Genomic DNA, 17,494 nt, shown 5'->3' on the forward strand with positions numbered 1-17,494 from the left:
CTGAAGGGCCGGTCTCCCAGGAGACCGGCCCTTTTGCTTTGTTAGCGTTCTGAAGCCGGTCGGCACGACCGGCGGCTCGCAGGACGCGGCAGCAATAACAGGGATGTGGATCGATGCCTCGATCCCCATCAGGGGGAAGCGAAAACCATGACCGACCGTCCGGACAATCTCAGCCGCCGCATGCTGATGCGCGGTGCCATGGGCGCGGCGGCAATAGCCGGTGCGGCGCCCGCCCTCGCCCAGCGCGACCGCAAGGTGGCGATGAGCGACGATCCCAAGGCGATGGTCGCGACCCTCACCGACGGCATCTTCATCAACAGCAATGAAAACCCGCTTGGCCCCGCGCCCGCCGCGCTGCAGGCGCTGTCCGGGCTCGATCCGCTCGCCGGCCGCTATGGCATGGCCTTCGCCTCGAAGCTGGAAAGCCTGTTCGCGCGCCAGAACGGCCTGACGCCCGACCAGGTTCAGGTCCATCCCGGCTCCTTCATGCCGCTGCGCTCGGTCGCGCTGACCTACTCGTCGAAAACCCGCCCGATCGCCTATTTCGAGCCGACCTTCGACCAGGGTTTCCTCGGCAAGGGCAACCGGCCGGTCACCCGCACCGTCGCCCTGCCGCTGGCCGGCGACTTCACCGCCGATGTCCGCAAGCTGCTCGCCGCCGCGCCGGACGCCGGCGTCTATTATCTCTGCAACCCCAACAATCCCACCGGCCTGCCGATCCCGCGCGCCGACATCGAATGGCTGCTCGCCAACAAGCCGGCCGGCTCCGTGCTGCTAGTAGACGAGGCCTATATCCACTATAGCGACGCGCAGAGCTGCCTCGACCTGGTGGCCAAGGGCGCGGACGTGCTGGTCACCCGCACCTTCTCGAAAATCTATGGCCTGGCCGGCCTGCGCTGTGGCCTGATCGCCGGGCGCAAGGATCTGCTCGACGGCATGGCCGACTATGGCGTCAACATCACGCCGATGCCCGCCGTGATCGCGGCCGAAGCCAGCCTGCTCGATCCCACGCTGCTGCCCCAGCGCAAGGCCTATAACAAGGCGGTGCGCGACGATCTCTTCGCCTGGCTCGACGCGCGCGGGCTCAAATATCTCCCCTCACAGACCAGCTTCGCGATGATTCATGTCGGTCGCCCCGGCGCCGATGTCACCGCCGCCCTCGCCAAGGAGAAGATCTTCATCGGCGGCCCGCGCAAGCATATGGACGACTGGGTCCGCGTCTCCTTCGGCACACCGGCGGAGATGCAGGCGTTCAAGACCGCGCTCGCCCGGATCATGGCATGAGCCTCAGCCGGCGTCAGGCGCTGGGGGCAGCGCTCGCCGTGCCGCTGGCGGCAAAGGCCGCCCGCGCCGTCGCCGCACCGCCGTCGCTGCCCGACAAGGCCAGCTTCGCCGCCACCCCGCTCGCCTATCTCGACAGCGCCTCCACCCATCCGGTGAGCCTCGGCGCCAAAGCCGCCGCCGACGCCTATCTCGCCGGCCGCACGCTCGATCCCGTCGCCGCCGCGCGCAAGCCCGTCGACCGCGCCGCGTTGATCGCGAAATTCGCCGCGCTGATGGGCGCCGACGCGGACGAGATCACCTGGGTCCAGTCCACCACCATGGGCGAGCAGGCGGTGCTGCGCGCACTCGGCTTTCCAAAGGAGGGGGGTCGCGTCGTCACCGACACGCTCCATTTCTACGCCGCCTTCCCCATGTATCAGGAAATGGCGAAACAGGGCGTCGATGTTGCCTGGGTGCAGGCGCGCGAGGGCCGCATCGCGCCCGAGGAAATGGCCCGCGCCATCACGCCGGGAACGAAGCTGGTCAGCATCTCGGCCGTCTCCACCTATAATGGCTTCCAGCATGACCTGAAGGCGATCAGCGCGATGGCGCACAAGGTCGGCGCGCTGGTCTATGCCGACATCATCCATGCCGCCGGCGCGGTGCCCATCGACCTGCATGACAGCGGCGTCGATTTCGCCGCCTGCGCCACATACAAATGGCTGATGGGCGATTTTGGCCTCGGCTTCCTCTATGTCCGGCGCGGCGTGGCGGATCGGCTGCCCCGGGCCGAATATGGCTATTATGGCTTTGCCGCGCCCGGTGCGCCGCCCGGCATCGGCCTGTCCCCACCGCAAACCCATGTCTTCCCGCTCGATCCGCCCGGCGATGCACCGACCAGCTATGTCGCCCGCCCCGGCGCGCTCGGCCATTTCGGCACCGGCACCTATGCCCAGGCGATCAGCGCCATGCTCGATCATTCGATCAGCTATATCTCTGCGCTCACCGTGCCAGCGATCCAGGCCCATGCCCAGCAATTGATTGGCAAGCTGCGCGACGAACTGCCGCGCAAGGGCTATCGCCTCATCACCCCGCCGGGCACGACCAGCCCGCTGCTCAGTTGCATCCTGCCCAATGCGAAGGGCCTGCTCACCGATCCGCTGGCGCGGGCGCAGGTCCGCATGTCCGTCCACGACAATTATTTCCGCATCTCGCCATCGGTCTTCAACGATGACAGGGATGTCGAACGGCTGATCGCCGCCCTGCCCCGCGTCTGATCCTTTTCGGAGCCCTATGATGAAAAAGCTGCTCGCCCCCGCCCTGCCAATGACTCTGCTGGCCGCCCTGATGATCGCCGCCCCCGCCGCCGCACAGAAGCCGCTGCCGGCCAAGCTGCCCTTCTCGCCCGCGATCCGGGTCGGCGACATGCTCTACATGTCGGGTCAGATCGGCCAGGTGCCCGATGGCATGGACCCGCACAAGGAAGGGTTCGACGCGGCAGTGAAGAACGCGATGGATTCGATCGGCAAGATCTTGAAGGACAATGGCCTCGACTTCGGCCATGTCGTCAAATGCACGGTGATGCTGGACGACATGGCCGACTGGCCGCGCTTCAACACCACCTATGTCAGCTATTTCGAGGGCAAGCGCCTGCCCACCCGCAGCGCCTTCGGTGCCGACGGCCTGGCGCTCGGCGCCCCGCTCGAAGTGGAATGCCTGGCCTCGTTCAAATAGGCCAGCCGGGCCTCGCCTGGACCGTCACGGACAGGCGAGCCTCCCGTCTTTCCTACACGCGTTTTTCCTGATCTATCCTGACGGATGGACCAGCCCCTCCCCAATCCGCCCATCCCCGCACCCCGGCGCGCCCGCCGCCAATGGACGCCCGATCGCCAGCGCCGCTTCCTCGCCGCGTTGCTCGAAACCGGCAATATCAGCCATGCCGCGCAGATGGTGGGCATGTCCCGCTCCAGCGCGCACCGGCTGCGCGATCGGCTGGCCGGCACCGGCTTCGACCGGAGCTGGGCCAGTGCGCTGGCGCTCCACGCCGCCCGCCGGGCCGATCCGCTCGCGCCGAGCCGCCCGCACAGGGGACCGATCGGCCAATAAATGTAGCCTCACTGTCGTTTCGCTGTCGCCTGGCTGTCGCTTCGGCGTGCCCCCATTGTCGCTTCGGCGTCGCGTGACCGGCGCGTTACAGGCGCGTCTCCGCCGAAATCGCCCGGAAATCGCGACGCACGACACTGTGAACTTTCAACTGTCGCGTCGTTTCGCCCCCTTCCCTTCCCCCGCTTCGATCCCCATAGAGATCAGCCATGACCGACCAGCCTGCGCAAGCCGCCATCGAGATCCGCGACCTGACCAAGGTCTATAAGGGCGGCAAGCGCGCGCTCGACGGGATCAACCTCACCATCCCGCGCGGCCAGATCTATGGCCTGCTCGGCCCCAATGGCGCGGGCAAGTCGACCACGATCAACATCCTCGCGGGCCTCGTCAACAAGACCAGCGGTTCGGCCAGCATCTGGGGCTTCGACATCGACGCCAATCCGCGCAATGCCAAGAACAGCATCGGCATCGTGCCGCAGGAGATCGTCTTCGATCCCTTCTTCACCCCGTTCGAGACGCTGGAGAACCAGGCCGGCTATTATGGCGTGCCCAAGGACAGGCGCCGCTCGATGGAGCTGCTGCGCGCGGTCCATCTGGAGGACAAGGCCAATGCCTATGCCCGCACCCTGTCAGGCGGCATGAAGCGCCGGCTGCTGGTGGCCAAGGCGATGGTCCATTCGCCGCCGATCCTGGTGCTGGACGAACCCACCGCCGGCGTCGACGTGCAGCTGCGCCAGCAGCTCTGGGCCTATGTGAAGGAACTGAACGCCATGGGGGTGACGATCGTCCTCACCACCCATTATCTCGAAGAGGCCGAGGAGCTGTGCGACCGCATCGGCATCATCAACCATGGCCGGGTCATCACCGACAAGCCGACCCGCGAGCTCATCGCGATGGCGCAGGAAAAGGTGGTGCAGGTCACCGTCGACCGCGACATCGCCACCCCGCCGAGCGACCCCAGCTTCGAGAAGGTCGAGCTGACCGACGAGCGCACCCTCACCATCACCTATATGAAGAACCGCGCCAATGCGGGGCAGGTGCTGAGCGCGGTGCAGGCCGGCGGCCTCGCCATCGTCGACGTGGTCACCCGCGACCCCGACCTGGAGGATGTCTTCCTCAACCTGACGGCAGCTGCGTGACCGAAAATCTCCGTTCGGGCTGAGCTTGTCGAAGCCCACGCCTGAGCGTAGCGAAGGCAAAACCTCACTGCGTTCGGCCTGGCCCTTCGACTTCGCTCAGGGCGAACGGATATTGGGAAATAGAAGGCCAGTTCATGCCCACCATCACCCATGACGTCGTCATCATCGGTTCCGGCGCGGCCGGGCTGACAGCCGCCATCAACCTCGCGCAGGACCGCAAGGTGGTGGTGCTGGCCAAGGGCGCGCTGGATGGCGGATCGACCAACTGGGCGCAGGGCGGCATCGCCGCGGTACTCGATGCGGGTGACAGTTTCGCGGCCCATGTCCATGACACGATGGTCGCAGGCGCCGGCCTCAACGATCAGGACACGGTCGAGTTCGTCGTGTCCGAAGCCCCCGCCGCGATCGAGCGGCTGGCGGCACTGGGCGTGCCCTTCAATCCCAATGAAGAGGGGGATGGCGACGAGTTCGGCGAACGCTGGCACCTCACGCGCGAGGGCGGCCACAGCCATCGCCGCATCGTCCATGTCGACGACGCCACCGGCCATGCCGTACAGGTCGCACTGCTCAAGGCCGCGCGCGCCAATCCCAACATCACCCTGATGGAGGATATGGTCGCGGTCGACCTCATCACCTCGCGCCATGGCGAGCGCTATTCGGGCGATGGCCATGTCTGGGGCGTCTATGCCTTCAACAAGCAGACCGGCCATGTCGACACGATCCTCGGCCGCGCGACCATCCTCTGCACCGGCGGCGCGGGCCGTACCTATCTCTTCTCAACAGCGCCAAGGGGCGCGACCGGCGACGGCATCGCCATGGCCTGGCGCGCGGGCTGCCGCGTGTCGAACATGGAGATGAACCAGTTCCACCCGACCTGCCTCTATAATCTGGAGGTCAAGAATTTCCTGATTACCGAGGCGGTGCGCGGTGAAGGCGGCCACCTGAAGCTCCCCCCTGGCGTGCCCGGCGGTGGCGAGCGTTTCATGCCCCGGTTCGACGCCCGCGCCGAACTGGCGCCGCGCGACGTGGTGGCGCGCGCGATCGACCATGAGATCAAGCGGCTTGGCCTCGACTATGTCCATCTCGACATCAGCCACAAGCCGCCCGAGTTCGTGAAGCAGCATTTCCCGACCATCTATGCCCGGCTGCTGGACCTCGACATCGACATCACCAAGGAGCCGATCCCGGTCGTTCCGGCGCAGCATTATACCTGTGGCGGCGTCATCATCGACCTGGATGGCCGCACCGACCTGCCCGGCCTCTATGCCGCTGGCGAAGTGACCGAGAGCGGCCTGCACGGCGCCAATCGTCTCGCCTCCAACTCGCTGCTCGAATGTTTCGTCTTCGGCGAGGCGGCGGCCAAGCATATCCGCGCCCATTGGGACGATCTGCCCGCCCCGCCGCCGATCCGGCCGTGGGACGAAAGCCGCGTCACCAACAGCGACGAGGAAGTGATCGTCCAGCATAACTGGAAGGAAATCCGCCGCTTCATGTGGGACTATGTCGGCATCGTCCGCACCACCAAGCGGCTGGAGCGCGCCCAGCATCGCATCGACCTGCTGTCGAAGGAAGTCGATGAATATTACGGCAATTTCCGCGTGACGCCGGACCTGATCGAGCTGCGCAACCTGCTCGAAGTCGCCCGGCTGGTGGTCCGCTCGGCGCTCCATCGCAAGGAAAGCCGGGGCCTGCACTACACGCTCGATTATCCCGAGACGCTGGCGCAAGCCGTCGACACGGTGCTGGCGCCCTGACCCAAAAAAGAGGCGCGGCCGGGCAGCCGCGCCTTTGAAGGGAGGAGGAGCAAACGCCAGGGGCGTCGTCTCGCCGATCACCCTAGCGTCGGCATCAACCGGCGCTTTGATCCAGGTCAAACGCCCTTGAGGAAATTGCCGAGCGCCGCGTTGAACCGGGTCGGCTGGTCGGCCATCACGACATGGCCGCTCGGCCCGATCGGCATCAGCTTCGCGTCCTTCTTGGCCGCATAGGCGGCCCGGAAGCGCCGGGTGATCTCGACCGACTGGGCCTGGTCCGTGCCGACGGCATAGACCACCGACATCGGCACCCCGATCCGGCCGAGCTGGGGGCCAAGATCGGTATTGGCCAGGTCACGCAGCGCGGTGGCGATCACCTCCGGATTGCTGCCCTCCGCCCCCGGCGCCTGCGCGACGATCTGGGCGAGGTAGCGGCGCCCGGCCGCCGTGCCGGTGAAATATTGGCTCAATTGGTCGGCCAGATAGCCCATGCCATTGGCGGTGCCGCCGACCATCGCGGCCCCGGCGGGCAGCATGTCGACCACCATCACCCGGCTGGCGAGGCCCTTCATGCCCTGCATCATCGCCAGCGTGCCGCCCATGCTGTGCCCGACCACCGCCGGTCGCCGCAGTCCCGCGGCGGCGATATAACGGGCAATCTCGTCCGCCACCGGCTGCACCACCGGCCCGCTGCCATTGGCGTCGGCAGCAAGCCCCGCAAAGCCGCGGACATGAACCAGATGCCAGCGATAGCCCGGCATCTGCCCCGTCACGCCGTTCCAGATGCCCGGACCGCTGGCAAGACCGGGGATCAGCAGCGCGTCCCGGCCGCTGCCGCGCACCGTCACCATGATCCGGCGCGAAGCAAAATCCGCCGCCAGTGCCGGCATCGCCCATCCCGCCGCCAGTGCGCCCGCGCCGCAGAGCAGGCTGCGTCGATCCATCAGTCCATCCGTCATCCGCTCCCTATTGCCGCCTCGCCGCTGAACCGCAACTGAGCGCCGCTCCGCCGTTCAGACTCCTTACATCGCAATTGTGGAATCATTCGTCGCATCGTCCTTGCCTACAATGCGGGTCGCCGCGCCTTGTAACGGCTTGAAGTGCGGGGTTAGTGATGAGTTCGAATGATAGCAGGCGCGTCTCGTCGCGCCTTGTGCTTGCGGTGGTTGCCTTGTCCGCCTGCGTCGGCGCGCCCCCCCAGCCGGGTGCCCAGGCCAGCAGCGCGCGACCGAATAATCCGCCGCGCCAGACGGTGCAGCCCACGACCAACACCTGGCCGATCAAGCAGGTCGCCAATCCCCCCGCCCCGTTCAAGGATATCGACCAGCGCGAGCAGCCCTCGCCCGCACTCGTCAGCGTGATCCAGAATCTGGGTCAGAGCTTCCGTGGCAAGGTCGGCATCGCGGTGCGCCGGGTCGGGGCGGACTGGACCGTCGCCTATAATGGCAATGCCCTGTTCCCGCAGCAGAGCGTGTCGAAGCTGTGGGTATCGATGACCTTCCTCGACGCGGTCGATCGCGGCAAGATCCGCCTCGCCGACTCGACCACCATCACGAAGAAGGATCTGACCCTGTTCCACCAGCCGAGCGCGGCGATGGTGGGATCGGGCGGCTGGACCACCACCTATTCCGACCTGATGCGCCGCGCGATGACGCAGAGCGACAATACCGCCAACGACACGCTTCTGCGCGCGGTCGGCGGGCCGGACGCGGTGCGCGGCTATCTGGCGCGCCGCCACATCGCCAATATCCGCTTTGGTCCAGGCGAACGCCTGCTGCAATCGACCACCGCCGGCCTCGACTGGCGGCAGGATTATTCGATCGGCCGCAATTTCTACGCCGCCCGCGCCGCGCTGCCCATGTCGGTGCGGCAGAAGGCGCTCGACAATTATCTCGCCAGCCCGCCCGATGGCGCCGCGCCGGCGTCGATCGTGCAGGCGCTGGCCAAGCTCAAGGAAGGCGACATGCTCTCTTCCGCATCGGCCCGCGTGCTGATGAACTTCATGGAGGAAGCCAAGACCGGGCCGCAACGGATCAAGGGCGGTGTCCCCCATAGCTGGACCTATATGCACAAGACCGGCACCGGGCAGGACCTGCCGCCTCGTTCGACCGGCTATAATGATGTCGGCATCATGACCGCGCCCGACGGCACCAGCTATGCGGTTGCGGTGATGATCGGCAGCACCACCGTGTCGATCCCCGAACGCTGGCAACTGATGCAGGCCGTGTCGCGCGCCGTGGTCGCCAATCATGAGAAGCGCTAGAGCATTCTGAAGTCGGCTGGAACCGCAGACGACTCGCAGAATGCGGCAATCAAAACAATTAGATCGTCCTACGATTCACCCTAATCGGAGGATACTCTAAGGATCAGAACCGCCTGACGACGCCGACATAGAGTTCGGCGTCGGGGCTGTCATGGTTGAGGCCGAGATTAGCGCCGGCATCGAACTGCATGTCGTCGCCCGCCTGCCAGCCCAGCGACAGGCCGGCCAGCGCCTGGGTGGCATGGCCGTCGGGATCCTCGTCGCGCATCAGCGACGCCTCGATCGATCCGGACAGGCTGTCGCTGATGTCGAAGCCCAGCCCGGCAACGCTGCCATAGGCGAGATGCCGGCCATCGCCATCCTCATCGACCGCCGCATCCACTTCCGGCGTTGCCAGCAGGCTGAAACCCTGCCCCAGATCATAGCTGATCGGCACCAGCATCCCGGCGCCCCAATCACCCTCGCCGATCGCGTCGCCGCCGGTCGGCAGGCTGGCATAGGGCATGACCGCGATCGAGAAGCCCGAACCATCGGGGTTGCGCAGATTCTGCCGCAGGGCGACGCGCATGTCGCCGATGCCATTGTCCGTCTCGACTGCGCCGGTCACCCGATCGCGCGTGCGCACATGGCCAAAGGCGGTCCAGCCCAGTTGCGCTTCCATGCTGTCGGTCAGGCCGATGCGCAGCAGCGCGTCACCGAAGTTCACAGTGTCGATGCGATCTTCCGCATCCTGTTCGCGGCTCCAGTCGCCCAGCCCCAGTTCGACCTGAACCTTGCCCGGCGCCATGGTGCAGGGCGGGGTATCGAGCCCCGGCCGGTCGGCGCAGAATTCCCGATCGTCCTGCGCCCAGGCCGCGCCACCCTGCGCCGCCATCGCCAGCAGCATCGCCGCGCCCCATGCCCGCATCACATGCCCTCCCCTTCCCAATCTATTTCCAGCGCAACGAAACGGATAGGAAGCGGCAAATATCCCGCGCTGGCCTTTACTGTCCCGCTGCGGCACTAAGTCCCTATGCCGCGCCCCTTTTCCTCGCTGCTCGACCGCGTGACGCCGCGCACCATCGATGAACTGGAATGTGCGCTGTCGGTGCTGGGCGCGATCCTGCTCGCCCATCTGCTCGGCGCCACCCATGTCTCCTGGGCCGCCTTTGCCGGCTATATGGTGATGCGTGGCCATGCCGCCGAAACGCTGGCGCGCGGCGTGCTGCGGATCGTCGGTACGGTCGCGGGCGGGCTGATCGCGCTGGGCAGCGCGCCCTTCATTGTCGGCTACTGGCCCGCCGCCGCCGCGGCGCTGGCGCTGATGGGCACGATCAGCCTCTATGCCGCGATCACCTCGCGCCGTTCCTATGCCTGGCTCTTCTTCGGCCTGACCTATGCGATGGTCGTGCTCGACAAGATCGAGCATCCCGCGATCGCCCTGCCCGAATTCGTCCAGACCCGCGTGCTGGAAACGCTGGCCGGCATCGCCGCCAGCCTGATCGTCAGCCTCGCCTCCACCCTGACGCTGCGCCGCCGCTGGCCGGCCAAGCGCACGCCCGCCGCGACCGGCGCGGGCTGGCACGGGGATTCGCTGCGCCACGCGCTGCAGGCCGGCGTGGCGCTGGCGCTGCTGGTGGCGCTCAATGCCTGGATTCCTGTGCCCGCGCTGGCGCAGGGCGCGATCATGATCATGGCGGTGATGCTGCTGCCGGTCACCGGCATCGGGTCGAGCGGCCTCGCCCCGGTCAGCCAGCGCATATTGCAACGCATGGTCGGCTGCATCGGCGGCGCCTTGTTCGCCGCCTTCTTCTTGGTCGCGGGCGCCGACAATATGCCGCTGCTGCTCGGCGCCACCGCGATCGGCGTGATGCTGGGCCGGCATCTGGAAAATGGCGATCCGACCCATCGCTATGTCGGCACCCAGTTCACCCTGGCGGTGCTGGTGATGCTGGTGCCCGACCGCTATGACCAGCTGGTGCTGGAACCGGGCGTCGAGCGGCTGATGGCGATCTTCATCGGCATGGCCGTGCTGATGCCGGTGCTGCTGGTCGGCCATCTGCTGAGCGGCCGGCGCGCCGACGAAGCGACCGCCCCGTCCAGCGGCAAGAGTGGCGGCGTATAAGCGGCGGGCACTAGAGCGGCGCCCGATATGCCGCTATCCCCTGCCCCATGTCTCAGCAGAATCATCTCTATCTGGTCGACGGCAGCGGCTATATCTTCCGCGCCTATCACCAGCTTCCGCCGCTCACCAACCAGCATGGCCAGCCGGTCGGCGCGGTCTATGGCTATACCACCATGCTGTGGAAGCTGGCCGAGGAACTGGGCAAGGCGGAAGGCCCGACCCATCTGGCCGTCGTGCTGGACAAGGGCAGCCACACCTTCCGCAACGACATGTATGATCAGTATAAGGCGAACCGGCCGCCCGCGCCCGAGGATCTGGTGCCCCAGTTCCCGATGATCCGCGACGCCACCCGCGCTTTCTCGCTCCCCTGCATCGAGGAAGCCGGGTTCGAGGCGGACGACATCATCGCCAGCTACACCCAGGCCGCCGTGCGCGCCGGCTGGCATGTCACCATCGTGAGTTCCGACAAGGATCTGATGCAGCTCATCCAGCCCGGCGTCGACATGTACGACACGATGAAGAATGAGCGGCGCGGCGCCGACTATGTCATGGGCAAGTTCGGCGTGCTGCCCGAGCAACTGGGCGACGTGCTGGCGCTGATGGGCGACAGCGTCGACAATGTGCCGGGCGTGCCGGGCATTGGCCCCAAGACCGCGGCCAAGCTGATCACCGAATATGGCACGCTGGAAGCGGCGCTGGACGCGGCCCCTTCGATGAAGAAGTCGAAGATGCAGGAAAACCTCATCGCCCATGCCGACATGGCGCGGCTGTCGCGCCGGCTGGTCGCGCTGCATGACAGCATGGACCTGCCCGAGCCGCTGGACGACCTGACCTTGAAGGGCATTCCCAAGGAGCCGTTGCAGGCCTTCCTGTCGCATCATGGCTTCAAGACCCTGCTCAACCGCCTGGGCGCGCCGGCCGCTACGGTTGCGGTCGCCAGCGCGGCCGCTGCGACCGGCAGCGCCGACGCGCCACCGCCGCCCCCGGTAATCGAGGTCGAGCATCCGCCGATCGACTGCGCCCTCTATGAAACCGTCACCACGGTCGAGGCGCTGCAGGTCTGGATCGACGAAGCCCGCGCGCTCGGCGTGGTCGCGGTCGATACCGAGACCGATGCGCTCGACAGCATGGAATCAGGCCTGGTCGGCATCAGCCTGTCCACTGGCCCCGGCCGCGCCTGCTACATCCCGCTCGCCCATCGCTCCGCGGACGACATGTTCGGCGAAGTGCCGCAGCAGATCGCGCTCGATGACGCGATCCGGTTGCTCAAGCCCCTGCTCGCCGACGATGCGGTGCTCAAGGTCGGCCATAATATCAAATATGACCTCAACGTCCTCGCCCGCGTCGGGCTGGAGGTGACGCCGATCGACGATTCGATGGTGATGAGCTTCAACCTCGACGCCGGCAAGTCGCTGGGCGGCCATGGTATGGACGAAGCGGCGAGCGTCCACCTCAATCACACCTGCATCAGCTTCAAGGAAGTGACCGGCACCGGCAAGAAGGCGATCAGCTTCGCCCATGTGCCGCTCGACAAGGCCACCGCCTATGCCGCCGAGGATGCCGAGGTCACCTGGCGCCTGTGGCACAAGCTGTCGGGCCGTCTGCCAGCCGAGGGCGCGACGCGGGTCTACCAACTGGTCGACCGGCCGCTGATCCCGGTGGTTGCCGGCATGGAACGGCAGGGCATCAAGGTCGACCGCGAAGCCTTATCCCGCCTCTCGGGCAGCTTCTCCCAGTCGATCGCCGGCCTTGAAGCCGAAATCCACGAACTCGCTGGCCATCCCTTCACCATCGGATCGCCGCAGCAATTGGGCGTTGTGCTGTTCGATGAAATGGGCCTCAAAGGCGGCAAGAAGGGCAAGAGCGGCACCTATTCCACCGACGTCACCGTGCTGGAGAAGCTCAAGGCCGAAGGCTCCGCCATTTGCGGGCTGGTGCTGGAATGGCGCCAGCTTTCCAAGCTCAAATCCACCTATACCGACGCGCTGCAGCAGCAGATCAACCGCGACACCGGTCGGGTCCATACCAGCTATTCGCTGACCGGCGCCCAGACCGGCCGCCTGTCCTCGACCGATCCCAACCTGCAGAATATCCCGATCCGCACCGAGATCGGCCGGCAGATCCGCCACGCCTTCGTCGCCGAACCCGGCAATGTCATCCTGGCGGCGGACTATAGCCAGATCGAGCTACGCCTGGCCGCGCACATGGCCGACGTGCCCGCGCTCAAGGATGCGTTCGAACAGGGCGAGGATATTCATAACCGCACGGCCATGGAATTGTTCGGTGAGGTCAATCGCGACACGCGCGGCCGCGCCAAGACGATCAATTTCGCGATCCTCTATGGCATTTCGCGCTGGGGCCTGGCCGGCCGGCTGGAAATCAGCGCCGACGAGGCGCAGGACATGATCAGCCGCTATTATGAGCGCTTCCCCGGCATCAGCGTCTATATCAACGAGACACTGGAGAAAGCGCGCGCCAACGGCTTCACCGAAACCCTGTTCGGCCGCAAGACCTGGTTCCCGCGCATCAAGGCACCGGTCCAGCACGAACGGCAGGGCGCCGAGCGCGCCGCGATCAACGCGCCGATCCAGGGCACCAGCGCCGACATCATCAAGCGGGCGATGGCCCGCATGGGCCCGGCGCTCGAAGCTGCGGGCCTGCCCCGCGTGCGCATGCTGCTGCAGGTGCATGACGAACTGGTGTTCGAACTGCCCGAAGCCGATGTCGAGGCGGCGAGCAAAGTGATCCGCCAGGTCATGGAGAGCGCGGCCGAACCGATGGTCAGCCTGTCCGTGCCGCTGGGCGTGGAAATCGGCACCGGCCCGAGTTGGGGCGCGGCGCATTAAGGCATGGGCATGACTCCGTCTGAACTTGACAGCCTCGTCGACCTGATCGTGAACATTCTAAAGACGGAGCACGGCGTTCGAAGGGCAATCACGCCCAAATCTCAGTTATGCAATGACCTTGGTGTCTGTGATGATGACATCGATGATGTCATGCTCGATGCCCTTCGTTACATTAGCCGACGCCCCCTCATGGTCGGAGAGCCAGGCAGCGAAGACGTCGTATTCGACCCTCAATTGACCGTTGAAGGACTGGCGCAATTCATGCTGGAAAAATGCCCAAAGGCATGAAGCAGGGCGGCGGGAATATTTCGACGGTCGCTGAGAATATTTGATGTCAGCCTTCACTGGCATGACGGAAGGAAGAAGCCCTCAACGAAAAAGGCCGGCCCCATCGGGACCGGCCTTTTTCTCAATCGAACAGCTCTTCCAGAAAGCTCTTCCTGCGTTTCTTGGGATAGCCGCGCCCATCGTCGCGATATTCGCGGTCCGGGCGGTAGTTCATCTGCGGCGCGGCGGGGGCCGGGGCCGGCTGAACCGAGCGCTCGATGATCTTGTCGAGTTCGCCCCGGTCGAGCCAGACGCCACGACATTGCGGGCAATAGTCGATCTCCACCCCCTGCCGGTCGCTCATGTGGAGCCCCACATGGCAGACCGGGCAGAGCATGGCCGACACGGTGGCTTGGTCCCGCATGCTTATTCGCGCTCGCCGGTCAGGCTCAGCAGCATCTGGAACAGGTTGACGAAGTTGAGGTAGAGCGACAGCGCGCCCATCACTTGCATCTTCTGCGCCACCTCATGGCCGGCATAGTAGAAATATTCCGACTTGATGCGCTGCACGTCCCAGGCGGTGAGGCCGGTGAAGACCACGACGCCGATGATCGAGATGACCATCGCCATGGCCGACGAGCCGATGAAGATGTTGATCAGGCTGGCGACGACGATGCCGATCAGGCCCATCATCAGGAAGCTGCCCATCTTGGTCAGGTCACGCTGGGTGGTATAGCCCCAGAGCGCCATGGCGAGGAACATCACCGCCGCCGAGAAGAAGGCCTGGGCGATGCTGCCGCCGGTGAAGACCAGGAAGACGCTGCCCAGCGACACGCCCATCACCGCCGCGAAGGTGTAGAAGGCGGTGCGCGCGCCAGCCGTCGTCATCTTGTCGATGCGGAAGCTGAAGAAGAAGACAAAGGCCAGCGGCGCGAAGATCGCGACCCACTTCAGCGGCGTGCCGAAGATGGCAGCGGCCAGCACCGGGGTATTGCCGACCAGGCCGGCGACCAGGCCGGTGATGACCAGGCCGATGCCCATGTTGCGGAAAACGCCGAGCATGTGCGCGCGCAGGCCAGCATCGGTCTGCGCCGTCTGGCTGGCACCATAGCCCGGCATGCGTACGGGATTGTTCACGGCTTCACTCACTCCATCATAAATGTGGTTCGAGTGAGCCCGGTGCGGTCTCCTGCGGCAAAAAGAGGGGGGAATTGCCACAAAACCTGCACCGGGCGCACCCGATGCGGTCCGACATCGCGACCTGGATCAAGGGGGAAGAGATCCATGTCGCCAGAGGGGCCCGGTCCGCACAGCCAATATCGGGTCGCCCGGACGATCGCGCAAGGCGCCACCGCCCAAGCAACAATTTATTACATTTGCCGCGCCGCCGCGACGCTGCGGATGAAGTGCCACACTTCCGAGGCGAAGGGCGGCTGCCGCTCGTCCTTCCACTCGTCGACATGGTCGTACATCCGCGTCACCCCCTCCATCATCGCCGGTGTGGCGATGGCGGTGAAGGGCGCGAGCAGCGCCTGCCATTCGTCATAAAAGGCCCCTGCCGCCGCGCTCGCCGGGTCAAGCGGCAGTGCCGCCTCTATCCGGGCGGTGAGGTCCGCCCATTGCGCGCTATAGGCCGCCTGGTCGAAATCGGCCGGCATGTTGGGCATCGTCTCGGCAAAATCGGCCTCGGCCTGGGCGCTGATATAGCGGCCACTGACCGCCTTCCATTCTTCTTGCATGGTCATGCTTTCTCCACTGCGGATCAGCGAGCAAAGGGTCGCGGCATCGAGCGGCTCGCCACGGTCGATGCGGGACAAGGCGATTTCCAGATGGCTGCGCGCCTGCGCCAGTTCCTGCGCCTGCGCGTCGATCGCCGCGACCTGCGCGCGCAGCAGCGCGCCAAGGTCGATCGGCCGGCCGTCGAATAATGTCTTGATCTGGGCAAGGCTCAGCCCCGCCCGCTTGAGCGCCAGCAATTGGTGCAGACGCGCCAGTTCGGCCGGGCCGAACAGGCGCCGCCCCGACGCGGTGCGCAGCGGCGCGACCAGCCCGCGCGCCTCATAGAAACGCAGCGCCCGGCTGGTGAGGCCGGTGGCGCGGGCGACGGCGGCAATATCCAATATATCGGTCATGCCCCTTGCTACCGCTTGACCCAAGGTCAAGTTCAAGCGCTTTTTTGCGGTGCCCGCCCCGTTGACGATCGCGCCGTCTCGCGACATGGCTGGCGCCATGAGCCAAGACCAGCATAGCGACGCGCCCCTGCGCCTGTTCAACAGCCTGACCCGGTCGATCGAGCCGTTCGCGCCGATCGAGCCCAACCATGCGCGCGTCTATAGCTGCGGCCCGACCGTCTATAATTATGCCCATATCGGCAATCTGCGCGCCTATGTGTTCGTCGACACGCTGCGCCGGACCCTGCTGTGGAAGGGGCTGGACGTCACCCAGATCATCAACATCACCGATGTCGGCCATCTGACGTCGGATGCCGACGCCGGCGACGACAAGATGGAGGCCGCCGCCCGCGCCAGCGCGAAGAGCATCTGGGACATCGCGGCCCATTATACCGAAGCGTTCAAGGCCAATATCGCCGACCTCAACATCATGGCGCCCAGCGAATGGACGGTCGCGACCGACTATGTGCCCCAGATGATCGAGTTCGCGCAGAAAATCGCCGACGCGCATTGCTACGAACTGGACAGCGGCCTCTATTTCGACAGCTCGACCGTGCCCAATTATGGCGCGCTGGCCGGCGGTCGCGACGATGCCGCCCATGCCCGCATCGACCCGGTGGCGGGCAAGCGCAACCCGAGCGACTTCGCCATCTGGCGCAAGTCGCCGCCGGGCGAGCAGCGCCAGATGGAATGGGACAGCCCCTGGGGCAAGGGCGCGCCGGGCTGGCACCTGGAATGCTCGGTCATGAGCCAAGCCCGCCTGGGCCAGCCGTTCGACATCCATACCGGCGGCATCGACCATCGCGAGATTCATCATCCCAACGAGATTGCGCAGAATCAGGCCTATTGCGGCTGCACCGATACGCAGCCGGACTTCACCGGCGCGCGCTGGTGGATGCACAATAATTTCCTGGTCGACCGGCAGGGGAAGATGTCGAAGTCGAAGGGCGGCTTCACCACCCTGTTCAGCCTGGTCGATGCCGGCGTGCATCCGATCGCCTATCGCCTGCTGTGCCTGGGCGCCCATTATCGCAGCGAGCTGGAGTTCAGCGCTGACAATCTGGCCGCTGCGCTGACCCGCCTCAAGCGGCTGGTCATGGGGGTCGAGGGGCTGAAAAGCCGGGCTGAGGGGATCACCTGGCAGTCGGTCACGCTCGATTATCTGCGCGCCAATCTCCACCCCAAGCTGGTGCCGCTGCTGGAGCAGTTCGACGCCGCGATCGCCGACGACCTGATGACGCCGCGCGCGCTGCCGCTGTTGGAAGAAGCGATCAGCATGAAAAAGGTGCCGGTGGACGAGAAGCTGTGCCTGATCGCCGCGTTCGACCAGGCGCTGGGCCTGCGCCTGCTGGACCTGACCCGCGCCGAGTTGCGGGTGCAGCCCAAGGATGCGCAGATCACGCCGGAAGAGATCGAGGCCGAACTGGAGCGCCGCACCGCGGCCCGCGCCGAGAAGGATTTCGCCCTGTCGGACGAGATACGCGACGCGCTGATCGCACGCGGGGTCGAGGTGATGGACGGCGATCCCCTGCGCTGGGACTGGCGCCTGACGCTGGCCTGATGACTTGACGCCGTCCTGGGTTC

At 65.9% G+C, this 17,494-nt stretch carries 16 protein-coding genes; 11 read left to right on the top strand and 5 right to left on the bottom strand.

Going from position 1 to position 17,494, the window contains the following annotated elements:
• Nucleotides 1-147: 147 nt before the first annotated feature.
• From VHN57_RS14470 to nadB, 6 genes are all read left to right on the top strand, one after another.
• A complete protein-coding gene (locus VHN57_RS14470) occupies nucleotides 148-1,284 on the top strand; it encodes an aminotransferase class I/II-fold pyridoxal phosphate-dependent enzyme (protein WP_278985482.1) in 1,137 nt (378 codons plus the stop codon).
• Nucleotides 1,281-2,540 (top strand): aminotransferase class V-fold PLP-dependent enzyme, encoded by a 1,260-nt coding sequence (locus tag VHN57_RS14475; protein ID WP_423284274.1) that lies wholly within the window; start codon nucleotides 1,281-1,283, stop codon nucleotides 2,538-2,540. Before VHN57_RS14470 ends, VHN57_RS14475 begins: the two co-directional genes overlap by 4 nt.
• Nucleotides 2,541-2,559: 19 nt before the next feature.
• Complete coding sequence (locus VHN57_RS14480) at nucleotides 2,560-2,997, top strand: RidA family protein (protein ID WP_029547593.1); 438 nt, start codon at nucleotides 2,560-2,562, stop codon at nucleotides 2,995-2,997.
• A gap of 84 nt (nucleotides 2,998-3,081) precedes the next feature.
• On the top strand, nucleotides 3,082-3,369 hold the full coding sequence (locus tag VHN57_RS14485) for a terminase small subunit (protein WP_278985484.1): 288 nt from the start codon (nucleotides 3,082-3,084) through the stop codon (nucleotides 3,367-3,369).
• A gap of 206 nt (nucleotides 3,370-3,575) precedes the next feature.
• Nucleotides 3,576-4,505 (top strand): ABC transporter ATP-binding protein, encoded by a 930-nt coding sequence (locus VHN57_RS14490; RefSeq protein ID WP_125997914.1) that lies wholly within the window; start codon nucleotides 3,576-3,578, stop codon nucleotides 4,503-4,505.
• Nucleotides 4,506-4,639: 134 nt separating this feature from the next.
• Entirely contained in the window at nucleotides 4,640-6,259 is a 1,620-nt protein-coding gene (gene nadB / locus VHN57_RS14495; protein WP_278985485.1) for an L-aspartate oxidase, read from the top strand.
• Nucleotides 6,260-6,375: 116 nt separating this feature from the next.
• Here the strand turns inward: nadB and VHN57_RS14500 are convergent, their stop codons facing one another.
• Complete coding sequence (locus VHN57_RS14500; protein WP_423284277.1) at nucleotides 6,376-7,218, bottom strand: alpha/beta fold hydrolase; 843 nt, start codon at nucleotides 7,216-7,218, stop codon at nucleotides 6,376-6,378.
• Nucleotides 7,219-7,373: 155 nt separating this feature from the next.
• On the opposite strand from VHN57_RS14500, the gene VHN57_RS14505 reads away from it, so the two are divergent.
• Nucleotides 7,374-8,522, top strand: coding sequence for a serine hydrolase (locus VHN57_RS14505; protein ID WP_037517655.1), 1,149 nt, complete (start codon nucleotides 7,374-7,376; stop codon nucleotides 8,520-8,522).
• 103 nt (nucleotides 8,523-8,625) lie between these two features.
• Here the strand turns inward: VHN57_RS14505 and VHN57_RS14510 are convergent, their stop codons facing one another.
• Nucleotides 8,626-9,429, bottom strand: coding sequence for a transporter (locus VHN57_RS14510; protein ID WP_278986907.1), 804 nt, complete (start codon nucleotides 9,427-9,429; stop codon nucleotides 8,626-8,628).
• Nucleotides 9,430-9,534: 105 nt separating this feature from the next.
• On the opposite strand from VHN57_RS14510, the gene VHN57_RS14515 reads away from it, so the two are divergent.
• From VHN57_RS14515 to VHN57_RS14525, 3 genes are read left to right on the top strand one after another with little or no spacing between them, the layout of a single operon-like run.
• On the top strand, nucleotides 9,535-10,626 hold the full coding sequence (locus VHN57_RS14515) for an FUSC family protein (RefSeq protein ID WP_423284279.1): 1,092 nt from the start codon (nucleotides 9,535-9,537) through the stop codon (nucleotides 10,624-10,626).
• 47 nt (nucleotides 10,627-10,673) lie between these two features.
• Entirely contained in the window at nucleotides 10,674-13,472 is a 2,799-nt protein-coding gene (gene polA / locus VHN57_RS14520; RefSeq protein WP_278986899.1) for a DNA polymerase I, read from the top strand.
• 9 nt (nucleotides 13,473-13,481) lie between these two features.
• Nucleotides 13,482-13,760 (top strand): hypothetical protein, encoded by a 279-nt coding sequence (locus VHN57_RS14525; protein WP_423284281.1) that lies wholly within the window; start codon nucleotides 13,482-13,484, stop codon nucleotides 13,758-13,760.
• Between the two features lie 121 nt (nucleotides 13,761-13,881).
• Here VHN57_RS14525 and VHN57_RS14530 read toward each other — a convergent pair whose 3' ends face one another.
• The 3 genes from VHN57_RS14530 to VHN57_RS14540 form a co-directional block, all read right to left on the bottom strand.
• Nucleotides 13,882-14,163 carry a TFIIB-type zinc ribbon-containing protein gene (locus VHN57_RS14530; RefSeq protein WP_278986903.1) on the bottom strand — a complete coding sequence of 94 codons (282 nt, stop codon included), beginning with the start codon at nucleotides 14,161-14,163 and terminating at the stop codon, nucleotides 13,882-13,884.
• A gap of 2 nt (nucleotides 14,164-14,165) precedes the next feature.
• Entirely contained in the window at nucleotides 14,166-14,858 is a 693-nt protein-coding gene (locus VHN57_RS14535) for a Bax inhibitor-1/YccA family protein (protein WP_278986909.1), read from the bottom strand.
• Between the two features lie 251 nt (nucleotides 14,859-15,109).
• Nucleotides 15,110-15,871, bottom strand: coding sequence for a MerR family transcriptional regulator (locus VHN57_RS14540; RefSeq protein ID WP_278986904.1), 762 nt, complete (start codon nucleotides 15,869-15,871; stop codon nucleotides 15,110-15,112).
• Between the two features lie 97 nt (nucleotides 15,872-15,968).
• Between VHN57_RS14540 and cysS the strand changes: the two genes are divergently transcribed.
• A complete protein-coding gene (gene cysS, locus VHN57_RS14545) occupies nucleotides 15,969-17,471 on the top strand; it encodes a cysteine--tRNA ligase (protein ID WP_423284284.1) in 1,503 nt (500 codons plus the stop codon).
• Nucleotides 17,472-17,494: the final 23 nt, after the last annotated feature.

The sequence above is a fragment of the Sphingobium salicis subsp. salicis genome (assembly GCF_049472635.1).
GTDB lineage: Bacteria > Pseudomonadota > Alphaproteobacteria > Sphingomonadales > Sphingomonadaceae > Sphingobium > Sphingobium yanoikuyae_A.